Annotated in this window: 14 protein-coding genes and 1 pseudogene; 7 read left to right on the top strand and 8 right to left on the bottom strand. The window is 41.1% G+C overall.

Annotated elements, in window-relative coordinates; genetic code table 11:
* The first annotated feature begins 5 nt into the window (after nucleotides 1-5).
* The 3 genes from ACOI22_RS09760 to ACOI22_RS09750 are packed head-to-tail and all read left to right on the top strand — an operon-like array spanning nucleotide 6 to nucleotide 5306.
* Nucleotides 6-3305, top strand: coding sequence for a type I restriction endonuclease subunit R (locus ACOI22_RS09760; RefSeq protein WP_420671835.1), 3300 nt, complete (start codon nucleotides 6-8; stop codon nucleotides 3303-3305).
* Nucleotides 3306-3362: 57 nt separating this feature from the next.
* Nucleotides 3363-4025: a hypothetical protein gene (locus ACOI22_RS09755; RefSeq protein WP_420671834.1), complete on the top strand. Its 663-nt coding sequence runs from the start codon at nucleotides 3363-3365 to the stop codon at nucleotides 4023-4025.
* Between the two features lie 18 nt (nucleotides 4026-4043).
* A complete protein-coding gene (locus ACOI22_RS09750) occupies nucleotides 4044-5306 on the top strand; it encodes a hypothetical protein (protein WP_420671833.1) in 1263 nt (420 codons plus the stop codon).
* A gap of 97 nt (nucleotides 5307-5403) precedes the next feature.
* Here the strand turns inward: ACOI22_RS09750 and ACOI22_RS09745 are convergent, their stop codons facing one another.
* Nucleotides 5404-6468 carry a hypothetical protein gene (locus ACOI22_RS09745; protein WP_420671832.1) on the bottom strand — a complete coding sequence of 355 codons (1065 nt, stop codon included), beginning with the start codon at nucleotides 6466-6468 and terminating at the stop codon, nucleotides 5404-5406.
* Between the two features lie 380 nt (nucleotides 6469-6848).
* On the opposite strand from ACOI22_RS09745, the gene ACOI22_RS09740 reads away from it, so the two are divergent.
* Nucleotides 6849-7037 (top strand): hypothetical protein, encoded by a 189-nt coding sequence (locus ACOI22_RS09740; RefSeq protein ID WP_420671831.1) that lies wholly within the window; start codon nucleotides 6849-6851, stop codon nucleotides 7035-7037.
* A 69-nt stretch (nucleotides 7038-7106) separates the two neighbouring features.
* Here ACOI22_RS09740 and ACOI22_RS09735 read toward each other — a convergent pair whose 3' ends face one another.
* Both ACOI22_RS09735 and ACOI22_RS09730 read right to left on the bottom strand, forming a co-directional pair.
* Nucleotides 7107-8006: a hypothetical protein gene (locus ACOI22_RS09735; RefSeq protein WP_420671830.1), complete on the bottom strand. Its 900-nt coding sequence runs from the start codon at nucleotides 8004-8006 to the stop codon at nucleotides 7107-7109.
* Nucleotides 8007-8725: 719 nt separating this feature from the next.
* Nucleotides 8726-9664, bottom strand: coding sequence for a hypothetical protein (locus tag ACOI22_RS09730; RefSeq protein ID WP_420671829.1), 939 nt, complete (start codon nucleotides 9662-9664; stop codon nucleotides 8726-8728).
* 213 nt (nucleotides 9665-9877) lie between these two features.
* Here ACOI22_RS09730 and ACOI22_RS09725 point away from each other — a divergent pair, with 213 nt between their 5' ends.
* The gene (locus ACOI22_RS09725; protein ID WP_420671828.1) at nucleotides 9878-10318 is read left to right on the top strand and encodes a hypothetical protein; all 441 of its coding nucleotides are present in this window, start codon (nucleotides 9878-9880) and stop codon (nucleotides 10316-10318) included.
* Between the two features lie 57 nt (nucleotides 10319-10375).
* Here ACOI22_RS09725 and ACOI22_RS09720 read toward each other — a convergent pair whose 3' ends face one another.
* The 3 genes from ACOI22_RS09720 to ACOI22_RS09710 form a co-directional block, all read right to left on the bottom strand.
* A complete protein-coding gene (locus tag ACOI22_RS09720; RefSeq protein ID WP_420671827.1) occupies nucleotides 10376-11296 on the bottom strand; it encodes a patatin-like phospholipase family protein in 921 nt (306 codons plus the stop codon).
* A gap of 240 nt (nucleotides 11297-11536) precedes the next feature.
* Entirely contained in the window at nucleotides 11537-14566 is a 3030-nt protein-coding gene (locus tag ACOI22_RS09715) for a carboxypeptidase regulatory-like domain-containing protein (RefSeq protein ID WP_420671826.1), read from the bottom strand.
* A gap of 372 nt (nucleotides 14567-14938) precedes the next feature.
* A complete protein-coding gene (locus tag ACOI22_RS09710) occupies nucleotides 14939-16270 on the bottom strand; it encodes a M14 family zinc carboxypeptidase (RefSeq protein ID WP_420671825.1) in 1332 nt (443 codons plus the stop codon).
* Between the two features lie 163 nt (nucleotides 16271-16433).
* Between ACOI22_RS09710 and ACOI22_RS09705 the strand changes: the two genes are divergently transcribed.
* Nucleotides 16434-17282, top strand: a complete 849-nt coding sequence (locus tag ACOI22_RS09705) for a MurR/RpiR family transcriptional regulator (RefSeq protein ID WP_420671824.1) — start codon at nucleotides 16434-16436, stop codon at nucleotides 17280-17282.
* Here ACOI22_RS09705 and ACOI22_RS09700 read toward each other — a convergent pair.
* Nucleotides 17269-18441 carry a dipeptide epimerase gene (locus ACOI22_RS09700; protein ID WP_420671823.1) on the bottom strand — a complete coding sequence of 391 codons (1173 nt, stop codon included), beginning with the start codon at nucleotides 18439-18441 and terminating at the stop codon, nucleotides 17269-17271. The two genes, ACOI22_RS09705 and ACOI22_RS09700, sit on opposite strands and share 14 nt — an antisense overlap.
* A 394-nt stretch (nucleotides 18442-18835) precedes the next feature.
* Nucleotides 18836-19387: a prepilin-type N-terminal cleavage/methylation domain-containing protein gene (locus tag ACOI22_RS09695; RefSeq protein ID WP_420671822.1), complete on the bottom strand. Its 552-nt coding sequence runs from the start codon at nucleotides 19385-19387 to the stop codon at nucleotides 18836-18838.
* Nucleotides 19388-19867: 480 nt separating this feature from the next.
* On the opposite strand from ACOI22_RS09695, the pseudogene ACOI22_RS09690 reads away from it, so the two are divergent.
* Nucleotides 19868-20674 (top strand): annotated as a pseudogene (locus ACOI22_RS09690) (SMP-30/gluconolactonase/LRE family protein); the annotation flags it as partial.
* Between the last annotated feature and the right edge of the window lie 68 nt (nucleotides 20675-20742).

Here is a 20742-nt window from a genome sequence, read left to right as displayed (position 1 = left end):
TGTAAGTGAAATTCACGGAAGAAAAACTCGAACTCGCCATTATCCAACTCTTAACTGATCTGGGCTATCCTCATGTTACTGGTGGTCAGTTGGTTCGTATTTGTGGTGACGAGGTTTTACTTACAGATGATCTTCGTCAGTATTTACGTACCAAATACGCTAAAGATGACATTACGACTTGCGAAGTTGAAAGCATAGTTAAACAGCTCGAAACCCTACCTGCTAGTGATTTATACGAGAGCAATAAAACCTTTTGTAAGTGGTTAAGTGATGGCTTTGTATTAAAGCGCGAAGCTGTGGCTGGCCAACCTTCCAAGAAAGACTTGTACATTCAACTAATTGATTACGATGGTGTTCGCAGTGCCTTACAGTCGGCTGAGGTTGTTGTGGGTGGCCAAGTACAAGAGGTTAGCCCCGGTTATAGTGATAACAATATCTATAAAATAGTGAATCAGCTCGAAATCGATAGTTTGAACCCCGATTACCCTAAGCGTATTCCTGATGGCATTATCTATATTAATGGTTTGCCAGTGGTGGTATTTGAATTTAAAAGCGCCATACGCGAAGAGCAGGCCAGTATCCATGATGCCTATGTACAGCTAACTACTCGGTATCGCCGTGATATTCCTCAGTTGTTTGTGTTTAATGCGCTGTGCGTTATCAGTGATGGTGTGAATAACAAAATGGGTACTGTGTTTGCGGGTTATGATTTTTATTATGCGTGGCGCAAAGTTACTGGCAACGAGCCTATGGCTGAAGAGGGCATTAACTCGCTGCATACTATGTTGCAGGGGCTATTTGATAAAAGCCGTTTGTGTGATGTTTTACGTAACTTTATTTACTTTCCGGACAAAACCAAAGGTGAGGTTAAGATCACCTGCCGTTATCCTCAGTATTACGCGGCCAGAAAGTTATTTGAGAACATTAAAAAACAGCGTAAATTACCAGCAGGTGTGGCGGGTGCTGATGATGAAAAACGTGACGGTAAAGGTGGTACTTATTTTGGTGCTACTGGCTGTGGTAAAAGTTTTACCATGCAGTTTTTATCACGCTTGTTGATGAAAAGCGTGGAGTTTGAAAGCCCGACCATTGTGTTAGTGACGGACCGTACCGACTTAGACGACCAGCTAGCCAATCAATTTGCCAATGCAAAAACCTATATTGGTGATGATCATATTGTGAGCGTGGAAAGCCGCGCTGAGTTGCGCCAGTTACTGAAAGGCCGCAACAGCGGTGGGGTGTTTTTAACTACCATTCATAAATTTACCGAAGATACCCAATTATTAACCAAACGTAGCAATGTTATTTGTATCTCGGACGAAGCCCATCGCAGCCAAATCAACTTAGATCAAAAACTACGTATCACTGAACAAGGCGTAAAACGTACCTATGGCTTTGCCAAGTATTTGCATGACTCACTACCCAATGCCACTTATGTGGGCTTTACGGGAACACCCATAGACGCGACTTTGGACGTGTTTGGCCAAGTAGTTGATAGCTACACTATGACTGAATCGGTGAAAGACGAAATTACTGTGCGCATAGTATATGAAGGCCGCGCCGCCAAAGTAGTGCTTAATAGTAGCAAGCTGGATGAAATCGAAGCCTATTACAAAAAATGTGAGCAAGACGGCAGTAACGAACACCAAATAGAAGAAAGCAAAAAAGCTACCACCAAAATGAATTCCATATTGGGCGACCCGGATCGTTTACGGGCGCTAGCGGCAGATTTTGTGAAGCATTATGAAACTCGTATTGACGAAAGCACCACCATTTGTGGTAAAGCCATGTTTGTGTGTAGCTCTCGCGACATTGCCTATGCCTTGTATTTAGAGATAAAAGCGCTGCGCCCAGAGTGGTTTGAAGTAAAAGAGTCAGAGCACGCCAACAAACTATCTGCTGATGAAAAAGCCCTTGCTATCAAAGCAGGCAAGTTGGGTATGCCAATAGAGCAAGTAAAGCTGGTGATCACCCGGGGTAAAGACGATCCACAGGAAATGTTTGACCTACTTGGCAGCAAAGACTATCGCAAAGAGTTAGACAGGCAATTTAAGATTGAGCACTCTAACTTTAAGATTGCCATAGTAGTGGATATGTGGCTTACAGGCTTTGATGTGCCGTTTTTAGATACCATCTACATCGACAAGCCCCTTCAAAAGCACAACCTTATTCAAACTATCTCGCGGGTAAATCGCAAGTTTGCAGGTAAACACAAAGGCTTAGTGGTGGATTATATCGGCATTAAATCAGCCATGAACAAAGCGTTGGCGCAGTTTAGTAAAACCGACGAAACCAACTTTGAAGACATCAATCAATCGGTGATAACAGTTAAAGACCATTTGGCTTTAATTGCAGATGTGTTTCATACCTTTGACTCCACAAGCTACTTTACGGGCGAGCCACTTGCTCAGCTTAATTGCTTGAATCATGCCTCTGAATTTATTTTACAACTAGGTAAGCGCGAAAAGCGCTTTATGGCGCTAGTCAAACGTTTAAAGGCCGCCTATGACATCTGCTGTGGTAGCGAAAAGCTAAGCCAATTAGAGCGGGACACAATTCATTTTTACCTGGCTGTTCGCTCGATCATATACAAGCTAACCAAAGGTGAAGCCCCAGACACCGCCCAGATGAACGCACAGGTTCGTGAAATGATTGCCGAAGCGCTAAAAAGTGATGGTGTAGAAGAAATCTTGAAAATGGATGACTCCCAAGGCGAGATAGACATTTTTGATGAAGACTACATCAACAAAATCAGCAAAATGAAGCAACCCAATACCAAGATCATGATGTTGCAAAAACTGCTGGTAAAAGCCATAGGCGATATGAAAAAGGTCAACTTAGCGCAAGGCACCGACTTTAGTCAGCGCTTTAAAGCATTAGTGGATAAATACAACGAACGCAAAGAAGACGATGTGCTGGTAAGTGGCGTACTAGAAGACTTTTCAGATGAGCTGATAAAAATGATGGACGACTTGCGCGAGGAGTACGGCGCACACGACGACCTAGACATCAGCTTTGAAGAAAAAGCCTTTTACGACATCCTAAAACGCTTGGCAGCAAAATACGACTTCAACTACCCCGAAGATCAGTTATTAGAGCTCGCTAGAGCAGTAAAAGAAGTAGTAGACGACAAAGCAAAATACACCGACTGGAGTCAGCGCGACGATATCAAAGCAGAGCTAAAAGTTGACCTTATAATGTTACTAGCCAAGTTTAAATACCCGCCAGTAAGCCGAGACGAGGTGTATCAAGAGATATTTGCGCAGGCTGAGAATTTTAAGAAGAATAGGTTGGCTGATTCATAAGCGAATACCTATTGTAAGTTTGGTGTAGGCAAGTATTCTAAAAAGGAATTGTGAAATATGAAGTTATCTTTCGAAACACTAAAGCAACAACAGCGTTTAGACCGAGAGAATTACTCTTCAAATTTAGGTTTAAGAGTTCACCGAGCGTTAAGCTGGTTAGAAAAATCCGAACAGGCGGAAAACGATTTAGATTCGCAATTTATTTACTTATGGATCGCGTTTAACGCAGCATATGCTAACGAAATAAATATTAACCGCCGGATTACTGAGCAAGAAACTTTCCGAAATTTTATTGAGCGATTGTGTGAGCTCGACACAGACAAAAATCTTTCAAATTTTCTTTGGCTGCAGTTCGCAAACAGTATCCGAGTGTTGCTTAAAAATAAATATATTTTTCAGCCATTTTGGGATTATCAGAACCACAAGATAGGTGATGATGAGTGGCGAGCCGAATTCAAAGCGGCAAACGCCTTCGCATCTAAAGCATTAGGACACAAGCAAACTTCGGTTGTTTTATCCATCATCTTCTCTCGTTTATATACTCTTAGAAATCAAATTTTACACGGTGGTGCAACTTGGAACAGTGGCGTTAATCGAGATCAGGTAAGGGATGCGACAACGATTATGAAAAATGTGATGCCGATGATAATAAAAATCATGATGGATAATTACCGTGAGCTTTGGGGAGAGCCCTGCTACCCAGTAGTTGATCATTCGTGAATTGATGGGACAATCATTGTGAATATTAAGAATAACCTTTATTTTCGAAATGTTTCTCGGCGTTGGAAAAAAGAGACTGAAGTATCGAATAAGGTCATTTTTCTTTCGCCTTATATAACCTCCAGTACAGCAGAGACTGTACTCTTAAGTAATATTGGGACGAACTGCACTGTCTACACCTGTTTTGACGCAGAAAGTTTTGTTTGTAAAGCCAGTTCTTTAGCAACATTAAAAAAGCTACTGAGAAAAGGGTGCTCTCTATTTAGCGTCGAAAGTCTGCATGCCAAAGTTATGTTGACAGAGGACTTTATTAGTGTAGGAAGCCAGAATTTAACCAACAAAGGAGCTTCTAGCAGAGAAGCAACGTTTTGCTCCGATGAGGAGCGCTTTATTAGTTATGGGTATGAAGCTGTTTCCGCGTGGACAGAAGACGCAGAAGAAATTACCTTGGAAATGATTGAAGATATGGAAGAACTAATCGCCCCATATGTTACAGAATTTGAGAAACTCAAGCGCTCTGTAGAAAATATCGAGACGCTACTTGCTGCGAATTCTAAACAGCGAAAAAATATAGTATTAAAAGAACGGCTTTCTGCAATGCGCCGAAACGCGCGAGCCTTAGAATCATCAAGCTTCATCTATGCGAGTGTCGAGCACCTTACAAATTACGGTGAGTGGAATGACACATATACATACTCTCTTGTTCCAAGCGATTCTTTACATAGCTTTTGTCATTGGACAATCGGTATAGCTGAAGTAATGCTTTCAACTCAAAATCGATACCTCCTAATAGACATGGAAACAGCCAAAATTGGATGGGCACGAATAGGTAAAACAAGAATAACTTACATTTGTGACAGTGTTTTTCGAAAAGAGGCTGTATGGCTGGGCAAAAGGGCTGTCCAAGTCGGTTTTTGTGCCAATTGGTCGCCTACTATAACCGAATACAACCTTACGGTAACGCTCACTTATGAGCAATCGGCTATCACGCTAGTGTATCGATGCTCGTTTGATCTTGAGTTTATTTCTAAAATTACCCTTGATGAGAATACTAGTTCAGAAGGCGCCTCAAACTCTGAAGAACATAGGTGGAACATTAGTTATACGGACGAGTTCGAGAATTGCATCGTTAAGCAATTATTATCGCCTTTTTTATATGAGCAGAAGTTAGTTGGTGAGCAAGCGAACGAGTTTTTCAAGAATACAAAGTCGTACTGGAAGAAAGTCTCTCTAGCAAAATTTCGAGGACATAATCTTCTTGTTAGTGAACCTGATACTTGAATCTTTTCTGTAGTATTAAGAATATTTTAGCAAAAGTCTGGTTCTTCTTATTTTTTATCACTGCATAACAAAAATTAATCGTATGATAGTTGGCACGCTATTTTGAAACCTTCAATTCTTCACACGTTTTTCCAGAAAAACTTCCTACTTTTTCTTCCTCTATTAAAGGTTTAACCCAATTTTGCAACTGTTTAAGAGACAGGTCATCTGGGAACTTATTAGTTTTCCATGGTTGTTGTTGCAAAGTGGCCATCGCAAAGGCATCGCAACTACGGCGAGGACTTGAAGATAGCTCTGACTTAAAAAAGGTGTCAAATAGGCAATAGTGATTGCGAACAAAAAACTCTTTCCAGTTTGACTCTAATGCTGAACGGTTACTAGTAGCCATAATATCCAAAACTTCAATCTCAGCGAGATCACGAACAGGGTTATTCACCCATTCATCCAATAGTAACTGTCTGGCTTCTGCATCCGTTTTAGGTGCAGAATAACCAAACACGGTCACCATATATGCTTTCTGCATATGTAATCTTAAATGCTCCCATTCACTCTTGATAAATGAATCATCGGTGTAGTTTTTTTTAGCTACTGGATAAAGTAATTTTGAAGAACTGAAATCTTTATTACACCTTGTACAACCATTAAAACGCCACCCCATAGTGTTGCAATTATAACAGACCCCAACCGCCACATTTCCATGAAGATATGCCATTTTCGGCATGCGTTCATATCCAACAACATCTTGATTTCGAGCAAACGCTTGGGCTAAAAATGGATCCCAATTAAAAGTAGCAATGATGTCTTTTTTTCGCAAACTTAAAACAAGGTAATCGTAGATCGTTGCTTCATCCGGCAATTTTAGACCTGCAAAGTAGCCGCTAATTTCTGATTCAATCTCATCTAACAGTTCAGGATGCTGTCCGCTTTGTGATAATTGATCATAAAACGCCTCGAAATTCTGGCTTTGATAGTTCAAACCATGTCGCTTTATTATTGGCTCTAAATCTAATGTCTCAACCAAATTTTGCATACTAGGTAGAAGTCGACCATATTTTTCGGGATTCCGAATTGTCGAGGCAATACTTGCACCAGCACCTAATATAATAACGTGAGGGGAGTGATTTATGTTGGTTTTAATATCAAGTGCAGGCAATGATGGCAAAAGTAGCTCAAAGCTTATATAAATGTGTAATAAACAATAATAGCTATTGCTACACTAATCAATAAGCTTTGTTAAAGTAAATTGTTAATTTGCATCCGACACTGTACCACTGAGAGTGCGGCAAAAAAGTTGGACTGATTTACGCTGCATAACGTTTTTAACTTCTCTAGCTTATCGGCATTAGCGGAGGCCCCTGCATGTAACGAGTAACCGTTTTTCATCAGCTTGAGCGAAGTGACAAAAAGTGCGTTTATGGCCATTGGGATTCTACTAGTAAGCGTAATTAACATTTCGTTAAGCGTAGCCGTGCTAGGGCCTTGTACTTCGTACTGTTATACAAACCACTTTTCCGATTGCAAGGTAACAAAAAGCCGAAACCAGTGAATAATGATTTAGTAGGACACAGGTTCATCTTGCCTGACGATCTTAATGTTTATTTACAGGGCGCAAATTTTGATTTTTCAGGTGTTTCTCTGCAGATGCAGTCAGAAAAAATCTTGCCAAAAGGTACCTTGGTAGAAATCAGCCAAAGTGATGTTGGCGCTCTGTACGTAAAAGCTAAAACATAAACTAAATGAATCCATGTGCTAGATCTAAAATTATATATCCTAAACCTAGTGCATGACATACTAAACTGTCTAATTCCCCCGGTAGTGACCTCTAACATAGGTTCCATCAGACCGATAGTAACCCTCAACATGAATTGTTTTATGGTTGCCGGTTAACTTACTGATATCGTTAAAGCAAGAGCCGTTTTCTGCACATTGGTATTTTAAATTTTCATTTTGTTTGTAGAGATTATCACTTACAGAAGGAATTGTAGAAACGAATGCAAATCCATGCCTCTCTTTCCTTAAAGTTTTTCTAGGCGAGATGTTTCTGAGTGCGTCAGTTATTTGTTTTTCAGTCGCAAAAAAGCCTGGGTGAAAGGTGTGGGATTTATCAAGAAAAGGGCTAAAAAAATATCCCCCTTCCATTTTTATTAAAACAATTGGTTTGCTGTTTTTCTCCAGACGCCTAATTCTTTCATGTACTTCGGTCTCGATAAAGACTTCTGAGTACACTTGATTCCGGGTGCTTGGTGTTCCATCTATACTTGGAGTTGCTAAGACTGAATTTGAATTGTTCGACGTATTCGACTGCTCTTTATCGATAAATAAGGCAGGGTTGAATTGAAAAACGATAAATAATATGAGTGCAGCAGCAATTGTAACGATTTTTTCTTTAGTTGATAAAGCCCTTGGTAAGTGTTGAATGTTGCTTGACTCTTCTACTTGTTGTGCAATGGTTAAGTTTGTTTTTTCTAATTCTTTTGTTAAATGCGCAAGCCGCGCTTTTTCGTATTTTTCCACAGCAATGCGGTTCGCGAATCTCCGTGTCGGTATGACGCTTTCTGATGCAAGCGTTTTACGTAAGACGTTACAAAACACACCCGATTCAACATAAAAAATCCTGCACTCAGTTTTCGTGATCTCGTCAATAACGACTATCGGCAGTCCAGTTTCTTTTATAAATTGCCTGACTTGACCTACTACCATTGTCGTTCCATTTACAATAAATTGAACTTTAGTATAGTGTTATCGTATGCATTATTTCAACTAAAATTCTTTATAAAATGGGTTCAAACGTGACCCGAAAATATCGGGGCGATCACCATAGGCGTTTTGTCTTTTCTATAAGCTTTACTGGGCCAATGGTCGAAGTGATCATAAACAACTACAAAAACGGTAGGAGTAATTACTAGCCTAACTCCGCGTTATTAAATGAGATATCACGCTTTTGCCTAATTCAAAATCAGTTTCGTTTCTTCAGAGAATAGGTAGTTGGAATGCAAAAGCTCGCACCATTTAATGGCGTCGAATCTATGATGCAAGCGATGATACTCACACTGTACTTTTGGTATATCTCGCATTCACTAATGTCGATATTGAATACTCGTTCTCACTCGCTAGTAACCTGGCGTAGAGCCCATGTCATGCAACCCGCATGATAAGGCTTGCCAGATTGCACATCTTCTTTGTTAGCAAGTTTAGGGTTGTTTTTTTTGTTGTGATGCTGTGACTTACGTACGAAGGCTGCTGTAAGCTACAATACTAGAGATTATCATCATGATACCCAAGGAGGTCACAAACGTGTTTAAATTATTTGCTGGCTCTTTACTTGAAGCGGTGAATGTTACACATAAAATTATAAAAAAAAGAGTTATTCGAGACATGAGGGATTCCTATTGAGTCATATCCCTTCATTATATAAAACGCTATTGATATACAATCACCCTGTCTTTGGGTAACCACTTTTCACTAGCAAATGCATGGCAACCGAACATTTGATACATCAGTTCTAGCTTGCCACCTTGAATGATAAAATTACCTCTGCATCCTTTGGGTCTAGTCAATCCATCACTATTGTTTCTAAAACTTTTTTTATCGTGATATGTAAACATATAAGGAAAATCTTCACTGGCCTCAATCAATGCCGCAAAACCTATGTCCGTTATATCTGCGTATTCACTAAATTCCCATCCTGCGGTATTTTTTCCGGAATATTTTTCAAGTGTGGGATTGCTACCATAATAAGTTTTTCCTTTGTGATTAAATTTTTCAGGTAGCCCAATTATAAGCGTTCTTATCATTTTCCCTGATTCGGTTTCAACGAAATAACCTCTGGATGCACTTAAATATTTTTTTTCAACCACTCTTATGATTTTATCATCAGGTAGGCCGGCTTTTTCCGCAAACCTCGCATAAACCTCTTTTACAAATTCTTTAATCTGATCTACTGCACATTGCTCGTCGCAAGACAGTTCAATTTCTGCAAAAAAGGTTCGAATGTCGTAAGAAGGCGTTTTACGTTTGGAGCCAGAAAAACCTGACAGCAAAATATTACTTGGCGATAAGAAATCACTTAAGCTCAAACCCGCACCCAGCACACTGGAAAGCATGTAACCTGTTACTAGATTACCTTCATCAGTCAAGGCGCTTAATGCACTGTCTTTGACCACATTGTTTTGATTAACTTTTGCTTTATCAGCTTTGAGCGCCATCATATCAGCTAGTTCCGCATCTAAAATGCCAAAATGCACCATTTTAGCAATCCCGTTATTTACCGTCTGAGTGGGGGCTTTTATTTCTTTCTTTGTGCTGCCACAAGCGCTAATTAAAAGTGTAGCCAAGATAATGAAAAATACGCGTTGCATATCTATTTCCTTAATGCGTTATTTAAGCATCATTGTATAAACAACGAGCTAAAGTGCCACTTTATGAATAATTCCAAAATATTTCAAATTTATTGTGCAATTTAATACAAATAGAGGATCAGTATTAGCAAAAGATTAAAATGCATGACATATAAGACGTTTTGACAATCATTAGGTTACACCCTTATTTTTGTTATTTTAAGCAACTTTATAATGACTCCCTTTTTGTCATCTACAGCCTTTGCTCAACAACAAGCACTCCCCGAAACGGCAACATTCACCGAAGCTGAGCAACAAGCGCGTATTGAGGCTATCAATAAAGCTCAATGGGATGGCGCATTGGCCATCAAGAGTTTTACATTGCCAGGTTTGGATAACACCGCTTCTACAGGTGTCGGTGATGACGGAGTGGTATCAGATTTAACAGATTATCAAGATGCAGATGGTAACCATCGATTTGATTCGATAAAGATGGATCAAATGTTTCAAGGTTTCTCTGTTAACACTTATGAAAAATATCTTTCTCAACTGTCGGACATGTCTGACGAAGCTCATAAAATAAAAGATGCCTCTGCTGATTTCCAAGTCACTATTAACGGCTATGACGATATCGTTTGTGATGATTTGCAAGGTTCCCAATGCAATATGAGTTAAGAAATGTAAAAAGTGCCTAACAAAGTGTCAGAGCGAATTAGGCCGTTACACTATCCTTTAAGCAACCATTTCACTAACGGTTTTAGAGCACTTAAGCTCACTTTCGCTATAAACAGAAATGCCATGCTGACGTAAAAATTCAGCCCCTATAAACAGTCCATGTTTGTAATCAGCTATCATTTCAGCTTGCGTACTACCAAGGGTTTTAGTGAGTAGTTTACGTTGTGGACGTAGTTCCATTACTCTAACGCCGCTTGGGGGGCGGCTAATAAATAAATTAGCCTCCTCATAAGCTAAATCATGGCGGCTAGCAATATTAACTATGCGAGGGCATCGGCCTTGAAAGCATACAAAAGGTTTAATTCTCTGCATATATTTGTTTCCCTCTTCTTGCTTAAGCGCTCTAGTTCTAATTGTAAGAATAGTTTTAGCTCCCAAGTCATGTGCCTGTTGCACCGGCAATGGTGCAGTAACGCCGCCATCAACCAATGAGCTTGACTGATACAAATACGGAATTGCACTGGAGTATTTGAGTGATTCAAGCCAGCCCTCAACATTAGGATCCATCATAGTTGTTTCAAACAATGTAGGATTGGACGCTGAAAACCGCACTATTCGATTTTGAGAATTCGCCATTGCTTTGTGTTCATCAAAGTAGAATAGCTTTTCTTGCGTTTGCTTAAAGTACCAATCCAAATCCATTACGTTCTTTCTTCTCAACATGCGCCAAGGTGAGAAGAAGGTATTGAGTTTAGTTAACATGCTTATTAATGAGTATGCATACCCTTGCTGACCACTAATATAACTTGCTAAATTTTGAGCCCCTGCAGATGTACCTAGCAAAATTCCGAAGGGGTTAAACCCCGCCATAAGCCACATATCAAATATGCCAGCGGTAAAAACACCTTTTTGCCCGCCACCTTCAACAACAAGGGCGAGTTCAGGGTTTATTTTTGCTGTATTGGGAACATTTTTCATCTACAAGGGCTCTTTGACTTTTAACACTGCTCAATAATTACAGGCTATTAATACTGTGTCCAATAAGCAAAACCGATGCTGTTGATTGAAAAAATTCGTTAGCGCTTAGTACTTATGCATTGTTTGTTACATATACTGATAGCTTATTTATTATCTGAAAAGGAAGGTGAATGTTGTGTTCAAAAAAAAAGGCTCCGCTTCATTCAAAGCCGAGCCTTTTAAATGTTAACTGCTAACGCTTTAAAAGAATTTTAACGATACAGTTGCTTGAATACGGCGAGGGTTTTCATAACTTCTGTACTCGCCTAAGTCCTCGTTGCTGTAACGCGGCTCAGGGTTATAGCCAGTTTGCTTATCAAATACATTAAACACATCTAAACGTAGCTGTAAGCTGTAATCGTTTAAGAATTCAAAGTCTTGCGTATAGTTTACATCTAACTGCCAATGGCTAGGGGTTCTTCTACTACCGCGAGGCTCTAAATAGTAAGTACTTGCCCACTGATGCGCCCATGTATGGCCTGACTGCCAGTAAGCTAAATAACCCAATGATGCATCCCAAGGAAGCTGGTAAGCACCGTAGCTCTTAACTTGCCATGTGCGGTCGGCGCGCATTTTGCCATCGGTAAAGCTACCCCACAGTTGTCCGTACCAACTATCTGCAATATTAGACGAGCCAATAAACGTACCTTGGTCATTATCAAAGCGGGTGGTACCGTCTTGGTCAAAATTACCGTAATAGTGACTCCAAACAACAGATGTTGTACTAAAGAAATTCTCAGACTTGAAGTCAATTTCGGTGCTAGCCTCATAATATTTAGTATAGGCGCCAGCTAGCTGGGCTATTACATAAGTACCTTCACCAATAAGGTTATTCACTGGAATATAAAGCTCACTTGGGCCTGGTGAGCCAAATTGACCCGCATTGGCGCGAGCTACAAGGTTAGGATATAACTCAGCAAGGCCAGCCACGCGGCCTTGGTAGTCCTCTGCGTCATAAACAATACGTGAATTGTTATTGGTATCTTCCCAGTAATTCCAACTACGGCGATAACGAACATGATTGCGAATAGTCCAGTTATTGTTCCACTGCATTTGGTGGCCAATAATAAACTCTTGCATGGTTCGTGGGCTTAGGTCATCAGCAAATAACTTACCGGTAGACGAAACATTGGTTTGTGAATCAAGGTAGTTGCCTGCGCCATCAAAATAGGCATAAGTAGTACTACCTCCAGTGTTACGATCCCACGATGCAGCGCGTGCTAATGAGCTTACCGCAGGGTTGTATCGTGCAAAACTCACATACCCTGAAGCCGTATCGCTATATTCCCATGTTGCTGTTAAGCGTGGCTGAAAAGTCTCACTAAAACCCACTTTTTTCATCACATAAGTGTTGCCGCGAGCTTCTTCATAACCAGAGCTTGTATCAGCAGAACGAAGGCCTTGGCCAATTAGCTCATCTTGGCTTAATAAAAATCCAACATCAAAAATGAAGTCGTCCCAGTAAATAGTGTCGTTTACGGCTATGGTTTTAGATTTGCTTGATGAAACCAAGGGGCCAGTTAAACCTCCTGCATCAAAACCGCGGGTTTGCACGGTAGCGCGATACACAGTATCAACAGGAACTGGGTCGCCATTAGGCGCGGCAATTACACCTTCTTCGTTGTCCAAACCACCCCAGTAAGCTATGGTTCCCCATCCATTTGATACTCTAAATAACTCTTCTGAACCTTCTTCTTCTTGGTACCCAATATGAATTTCGTGGGTCATGGTGTCGGTATCAATAACGTGGTCTAGCGATATTTCAAAGGTATTGCCTAAATATCGGTTGTCGTTCACGGTGCCAGCTGCACCAACCGACCCTAAGGCCTGACCATTTACCCCGTAGGCTGCAATAAGTGCGGCTGCGCCGGCATTATATGTATCTAACAGAGCTTGCTCTTCTGGCGTAGTGGCTACTTGGGTTTCAAGTGATGGCACTGTAAAGTAACCTTGTGATGCTAGGTCGCTCACGTTTAGCGACTCGCCAGCTTGGCCTCTAAATCCAAGGTTAGTTACGGGAAATGAGCCTGTAGACTGCGTGGTGTCGGCGTAAGAAATGTTTAAGGATGTATCATCATTTATAAGCCAAGAGCCATCAAACACAATCACTTCAAATTCTTCTATACCATCAACGGCTGTAGAAGCCGGGTTGTCATCTTCAATGTCTTGATTTGCACTAGTTACCTCAGAATTACGATAACTTGCATTAATCAGAATGTCTTCGGTTGGTGTCCATGTAAACTTACCGAAATACTCTTCACGCTCGTTCGTAATATCAGGTAATTGGCCGCGTGAATTACTACCGCTTTCTTTTGAATCATCACGCGTGTAGTACGAACCATAGAAATAGAGCTGCTCGGGAATAATAGGGCCACCTACGCCTGCGGTAACAAAGCCAATATCATCTTCTGTCTTTAAACCGTCTTGGTCTTCAGCTTGCCATGAACCTTTTTGTACGCGGTAGGTTACGTCACCTTTCCACTCATCGGTACCCGATTTACTTTCAGTATTAAGCGTAACACCGGCATTTCGATTAAAGCCTACGGCTCTTGCACCGCCGCGCTCAACTGACACATGGGCAATATCGTGGGTAGAGGGCGATGACGCTAAAATGCCAAATAAAGGCACTGATAAATTGGCTCCGTCAAATTTGTAGCCGTTGTCTTGGCCACTCGCACCTGCGCTGGGGCCACGCACACTGTCGGAAGTAACTTGTACACCGGGCATTAAACGAATGAGCGAGCTATATTCTACTGCCATGGGTAGCTGTGCTAGGGTATCGGCACTTAGTGCATTACCCAGTGCCGCATTGGTTGAAGTGGTTAATTTACTTCCGTATACCACTATGCGTTCAGGGTCATCTGCTCCTAATTGCATGTTTAACGGTGTTTTTTGCTCAAGCAATACTGCAACACTTACGGTTTGTGTTTCGCCGCTTGCTGCGGTGAACGTAACGTCATAATTACCAGGAGGAAGCAGTTGCAAGCGATAACTACCGTTTGCCTTTGATGTGGCGGTACGAGGTTTAGGTAATACATCACCTTTTGCTTGAATACTCACATTGTCAAGTGGTGCGCCATCAGGCCCAGTGACCTTACCTATAATTTCACCCACTTGTTGTGCTGATACATTCATTGCACATAAAAGCAGTGTGAGCAGTAACACGCTGAATGAGCACAACTTTAAAGTGCGCCCAGCTTTTGTTTTTTGTAAATACATAACGGCAGTCATAAGTGTGTTCTCCCTATTGATTATTATTGGCACGCGTTGCCTACCATGGTGATTGATAGAGCGCAGAAGCAAACATGTGTGGCTTACTTTTAACGAGCCAGGAAAGTATCATTCACTCTTTTTTATGCAAAAACACAATGCAATCTTGTATCAAATGATGACACTTTCGATGTGTTTATGCTTGGTGCTATTGTTGATAACCATTCCTTAAACACCAACTTAGCACACCCGTCAATAATGTAAATAATAAATTATTCCAAAAATTAGCGGTAAATGTTAAATAATTTATTTTTAAATGGAAAACAATATCTTGCATGTATCACCAAGGCTTAATTCGTTTAAATAATATACGTAACGCTTAGTAGTGAGGGCTTATTCGTTAAATTCTATGAGTAGACCATTAAGCACAGCCGCAACCACCTTGTTGCCTTTACGCATTAAAAAATACGCAGCTTGTTGCAGTGTTAGGGCATGTGGATTAGTGGGTAAAGGCTGATTGACTAACACAGGGTAGTCTGACTGATTATCTAGATTTTCAAGCTCTCCTTCAAACGCAATCACGCCTTGCTTTAAATAATGAAAATAGCTTTCGTTTGTGATCACGGTGGGGGCATTAATGGCGCACACCGCGCCGCAGTCATATTGAAGCTTACTTGCATCAAACTCACATAAACCTGCTTGAACGCCAAGGTCACCAACGGCATCAATAAAAAACGCATTGGAGTAACGCGCGGTTTGTTTAATACTAATACTTGCCTGATACGAGTGCTCACCAGCAAATGTCAAATTGCGCACAACTAAAGAAGAAAGCGTTTCAGAGCAGTTCTGTGGAATATCCCAATATGATTGCGTTAAGCTATTAAGCGTGCTTATATCCAGTTGATGTTTATGTTGCTCTTTTAAAATAAACATAGCTTCCAACATCGCTACAACATTCATTTTGCGTGCAATTTGCCTGTTTGGGTCGTTTCGGGCTGCGCCTGATTCAATTAATATAGTGGCCGCGCCTTTTTCAGAAATACGGTCACCAAATGAGCGAGGTGAGAAGGTATCATCATAGCGGGCAATGCAGTCAGGAATATGTTTGTTTACAGCCTTTTGCATGGCGCCAATCAAGGCCATGGCTAAATGGCGGCTCTCATTCACGCTTTTTTCTACATCAAAGGCTGGAGCCAAAAACGCGATTGTTGAAGGGGTGCCGTTAGTCCCGCATTGGTAATAAGATGATTGGTCGTGCAGGTTAAAAGCAACATGGGGTTTTAGTTCATCTACTAAACGCATTAGTATATTGCCCTCAGGCGTTTGCTTTGCCATCGCGTCGCGGTTCATATCAATGCCTTGAGCATTATGGCGAGTACAGTATTCTGCGCCGTCTGGATTAAGCATGGGGACAATATTTAGAGTAAATAAACTTTGTGCATCGCTTAAACGTGAGTCACGATTGCTTAATAGTGCGTCAAGCAAATCAAATACCGCAGCCGTTGCAGTTGCTTCGTCACCATGCATTTGTGTCCAAGCCAGAATCTTAATTGGACCAAAGCCGTAAGTGATGCGTTTAATACTGCGCCCTTCAAATGAATTTCCTTCATGGATGACTTCAACACCCGTGCTTTGGGATAAACCCTCAAACAGTGCTTGAATATCTTTATGCCTAATGTGGGAAGTATTTAAATTGGGTAACAAAGCAGTAATAGATGATGTCATTTGAACGATGCTAGTATGCGAGTGATGCTGCTAACCATATCGAATAAAACTACCTTCTTGCAAATTATTCTATTATTAATAGTCAAATAAGAATAAAATATTCAGCTTCAAGATACACAAACGCATATGTGCAAAAGAGTGCACAGCAATCTACAAGGTGACTATGGCGGTATTTTCAAAAATTAAAGCACTTTTACCTTCTCTTTCTAGTAGCGAAGAAAAGCTTGCCAACTATATATTATCGTCGCCTACGGCCTTAAGAGACCTTTCCTCTCAGAAACTTGCAAGTACGGTTGGGGTAAGCCAAAGCAGTGTGGTTAAGTTTGCGCAAAAATTAGAGTACAAAGGCTATCCGGCACTCAAACTAGCCATCTTAGACGATATGAGCAATGTACAAACTGATCATCAAACACTGCATGGCAGTATTGCGATTGATGATGATTACGACACTATGTCAAGCAAATTGCTGCAAAGCAAAATAGCCGTACTCAGTCAAACCAAGAACCTTAATGATCGCCATGCTATTTCGGCTGCGGTATCGTTGTTGAGCCAAGCTAATCGTGTGTTAATAACTGGCTTAGGTGGGTCTGCACTGGTAGGCAAAGACTTCGCTTTTAAACTACAAAAGCTTGGCATTGTTGCCATATCAGAAGTGGACGGGCACGCTCAGTTAGCGATTGCATCTACCCTTAATGAACGCGATGTAGTATTTGCCTTAAGTGAGTCAGGTTTAACTCGCGAAACCGTAAACGTAGTGAACGAAGCAAATGCCAACAAAGTTCCGGTGATCACAGTAACAAAATTTGGTGATACGCCGGTATCAATCAACGCGAAGGTACGGCTTTACTCTGTTGCTGAAGAAGCGGCCACGCGCATATCATCAATCCTTGCCCGCACGGCCCAAGAATTAGTGATTGATATTCTTTTTATAGCATTGATGCAATCTTCAAGTAGTTCTCGCGCTTTGCTAGAAAAATCACGCGATGTAGTCTCGCAATTTAGGAACAATTAGCCCATTTAGGCAAAACGAGTGTAGCTTGTATACCTAAACCATCACTTTTGTTGAGTGTAATTGCAGCGTTATCAAAGATGCTTGCGCCTTCAATAGGGTCATATTGGCCTAAAGTAGGTCCATCAAGGTCAATAGGCTGAATAACGTCGCTATGCGCACTGGCTAAATGCGCAGCGGCAGCAACGCCAATACTGCCCTCAAGCATGCAACCTATCATGCAAACTATTTTATGTGTACGGCAATAGTCAATAATTTGAAGTGCCTTAAACAATCCTCCGGTTTTCACTAATTTTATATTAATAATATTAGCCGCGTGTTGTTCGTGAAGGCGTTTTACCTGCGCTAAGCTAAACGCACTTTCGTCAGCCATAATGGGGGTATTTATAGCTTTAACAATGTTTGATGCGCCTTGTGTATCACTGGCAATAAGGGGCTGTTCTATTAGCTCAAACTCAATGCCTTCTGCTTCAAGTGTTTGCAATATATGTATGCTAGTTTGCTCATCCCATCCTTGATTTACGTCTAGCCTGAGTACAATTGCCTGAGCAAGCCGCTCTTGGCAGTGTTGCACATGGGCCCAAATTGCGCGAATGCGTACTAGGTCTTCCTGTGGTTGCTTGCCTATTTTAATTTTTAAACAGCGGTATCCACGAGCAAGCGCTACGTCTATATCTGCGAGCATTTGCGGGGTGTTATTTACGCTAATGGTGTAGTCAGTCTCAAGCTTGGTGGGTAATGTCGCATTGCTTTGCACTTGAGGTAAACACTGCTGTAAAAACGTGTTTAAGGGGAGTTTTTCGCTACGCGCTTTTGCGTCGAATAAAGCAATATCAATAGCGGCCTTAGCATTGCTACCAGCGTTTTCATTATTGGCAACCTGCTCAATAATTGCGTCAAAATCTGCTAAAGAAGCCCCTATTAATATGGGAGCAAGTTCAGATTCAATTGCGCTTACCATAGCAGCATGATCATCCCCGGTAATTTGCGGGGTAGACGGCGCTGAGCCAAAACCAACAATGCCATTGTCAGCGTATAATTTTACCACTAAGTCATGAATATGTGTGACTTCACGCAAGGCTGTTTTAAATGGCGTATGCAAAGGCACATGCAGGGATAAAAGCTCAACACGGTGAATAATAATATTTAGTTTGCTGTGCATTTTTCACCTTTACGCATTTTATATTGCTCGTCTATTGCTTACACATAACTGTGATTACAGCTTCTTAGCATGAGTATAAGACGAAACGTTTACTGTGTCATTTCAACAACCCACGTCATTTCAACAACCCCACGTTATTCCCACGAGCTCACGTCATTCCCACGAGCCTACGTCATTCCCACGAGCCCACGTCATTTCCACGAGCCCACGTCATTCCCACGAGCTCACGTCATTCCCACGAAGTCCACGTCATTCCCACGAAGGTGGGAACCTCCAACATTACACTTGTAGTACAAACAGCGAATAAAGCATATGAGTTTACCGCCTTCGCGGTAATGACAAAGGGGGAGGTAATGACAGTAGGAAAGGTAGCTTGTGCTTTATTTATAGCTTATTAACAAGCATTATCAACAACTGTTATGGTGGGTACGTCACCGGCATTTTCAGCATTGTAGTATTCAACAAAACAGCCAGTTGTAACATTGTTAGCTGATAACCCATTTACACTATTAGTGAATTTTATTTGAAAGCCATCAGCATCAAATGAAGGGTTATATTCCAATTCAAAGGTTTCACCTGTTACGGGGCCAAGATCAATATCAATAAACTTTTTAATTTCAAGCGCTGATAATTCGTTAGATAAAGCGTCTACATCCCGAGCATCTGGGTAGCCGTATCGTATATTAACTGTGTCAGTTCCTACTGTAACAGTATCATTTTCCGCATTTACAGCGCCTGCAATTACTGCTTTTGCATAAATTAATTTTGCTGAACTTTGCACTGCGGCTTTTACGCCTTGTAAAACTTCTTTTCTTGCGTCGGTTTGTATATCAATAAACCGTGGTGCTGCTGTTACTGCTAAAATACCCAGAATAACAATCACTATTATAAGCTCTATAAGTGTAAAGCCCGCTTGCTTTGGTGATTTGGCGATAGGAAATGTCATCGAATAAGCCGTATAATATTTATTGAGTGTAACAATACCTAAAAATAGGCGGCGTAGATTATTAATACTTAAGTATAGTTATTTATAATTATACCTAAAGTATAGCGGATACGCAGTGCCACTAGTTCACGTCATACTCACGAAGTCCACGTCATTCCACGAAGTGCACGTCATTCCCACGAGCTCACGTCATTCCCACGAAGTCCACGTCATTCCCACGAAGGTGGGAACCTCCAACATTACACTTGTAGTATAAACAGCGAATAAAGCGAATGAGTTTACCGCCTTCGCGGTAATGACAAAGGGGGGCGGCAATGACAGTAGAGAAAAGGCAATGACAAGGGGAAAGGTAGCTTGCGCTCATAATTTATAGCATAGAGGTATGTCTATATATCATCTATTTAAATTTAACCCATGACCAATAACGTGTTATTGCTACGTACAGAACTTTGAAAATTGAATTTTATGTAAGGTGGTAGCGTGCGAATTATAATAATTGCTTTGTTGTTTGTGACCGGCTATTTGCTGCTTTGGCCTGTGCCTGTTGAGCCTAAAGCATGGGATGCACCTAAAAATTTGGGGTATAGCGGCGTTCATCAAACCAATAGTCGATTATCATTGGCCAGTGCTATTGTACTTGGTGATGAACATAACGCTGAAAGTAAAAGCGAAAAAGGTAGCCCTAACTTTGGCCCTGAAGATTTTGCATTGCGAAGTGATGGCACTATTGCTACCGCTACACACTCTGGTCATATTATGTTGTTAGCGCCAAATGATACTCGGTTTGTGCCGTGGGTGAATACAGGCGGGCGCCCATTAGGCATTGAGTTTGACGCAAACGACAACCTCATTGTGGCTGATGCGTACTTAGGGCTGCTTTGTATTTCGCCTTTAGGAGATATCAAACTATTAACTAACAGCGTTGATGGAACGCCCATTGTGTACGCCGATGATGTGGATATAGCAGAGAATGGGCTGATTTATTTTTCTGATGCCACAACTAAATTTGGCGCTAAAGAATACGGCGGCACGCTAAGTGGTAGCCTATTAGAAATTTTGGAACATGCAGGCAATGGCCGCCTTCTTAAATACGACCCAGCTACAAAAGTTACCTCGTTAGTTATGGATGGGTTAACCTTCGCAAATGGTGTGGCCATAAGTGAAAATCAGCAGTATGTTTTAGTAAATGAAACAGGCAGTTATAGGGTATTACAATACTTTATAGCAGGCCCCAAGTTTGGTACAACGAAGGTGTTCATTGATAACTTGCCTGGATTCCCTGACAATACCCTTGATTATTTTTAATGACAACAAGCCTTGATGGTTTTTTATGACAGAGTAACTATACTATGTGG

The organism is Glaciecola sp. 2405UD65-10, from assembly GCF_048820975.1.
Taxonomy (GTDB): Bacteria; Pseudomonadota; Gammaproteobacteria; order Enterobacterales; family Alteromonadaceae; genus Glaciecola.
This window is presented reverse-complemented; position numbering and strand designations above follow the sequence as displayed.

Excerpts from the sequence above, each read along its gene's own strand:
- ACOI22_RS09755 (WP_420671834.1), top strand. The coding sequence starts at position 3,363 with ATGAAGTTATCTTTCGAAACACTAAAGCAACAACAGCGTTTAGACCGA.
- ACOI22_RS09735 (WP_420671830.1), bottom strand. The coding sequence starts at position 8,006 with ATGGTAGTAGGTCAAGTCAGGCAATTTATAAAAGAAACTGGACTGCCG.
- ACOI22_RS09730 (WP_420671829.1), bottom strand. The coding sequence starts at position 9,664 with ATGCAACGCGTATTTTTCATTATCTTGGCTACACTTTTAATTAGCGCT.
- ACOI22_RS09725 (WP_420671828.1), top strand. The coding sequence starts at position 9,878 with ATGACTCCCTTTTTGTCATCTACAGCCTTTGCTCAACAACAAGCACTC.
- ACOI22_RS09720 (WP_420671827.1), bottom strand. The coding sequence starts at position 11,296 with ATGAAAAATGTTCCCAATACAGCAAAAATAAACCCTGAACTCGCCCTT.
- ACOI22_RS09715 (WP_420671826.1), bottom strand. The coding sequence starts at position 14,566 with ATGACTGCCGTTATGTATTTACAAAAAACAAAAGCTGGGCGCACTTTA.
- ACOI22_RS09710 (WP_420671825.1), bottom strand. The coding sequence starts at position 16,270 with ATGACATCATCTATTACTGCTTTGTTACCCAATTTAAATACTTCCCAC.
- ACOI22_RS09705 (WP_420671824.1), top strand. The coding sequence starts at position 16,434 with ATGGCGGTATTTTCAAAAATTAAAGCACTTTTACCTTCTCTTTCTAGT.
- ACOI22_RS09700 (WP_420671823.1), bottom strand. The coding sequence starts at position 18,441 with ATGCACAGCAAACTAAATATTATTATTCACCGTGTTGAGCTTTTATCC.
- ACOI22_RS09695 (WP_420671822.1), bottom strand. The coding sequence starts at position 19,387 with ATGACATTTCCTATCGCCAAATCACCAAAGCAAGCGGGCTTTACACTT.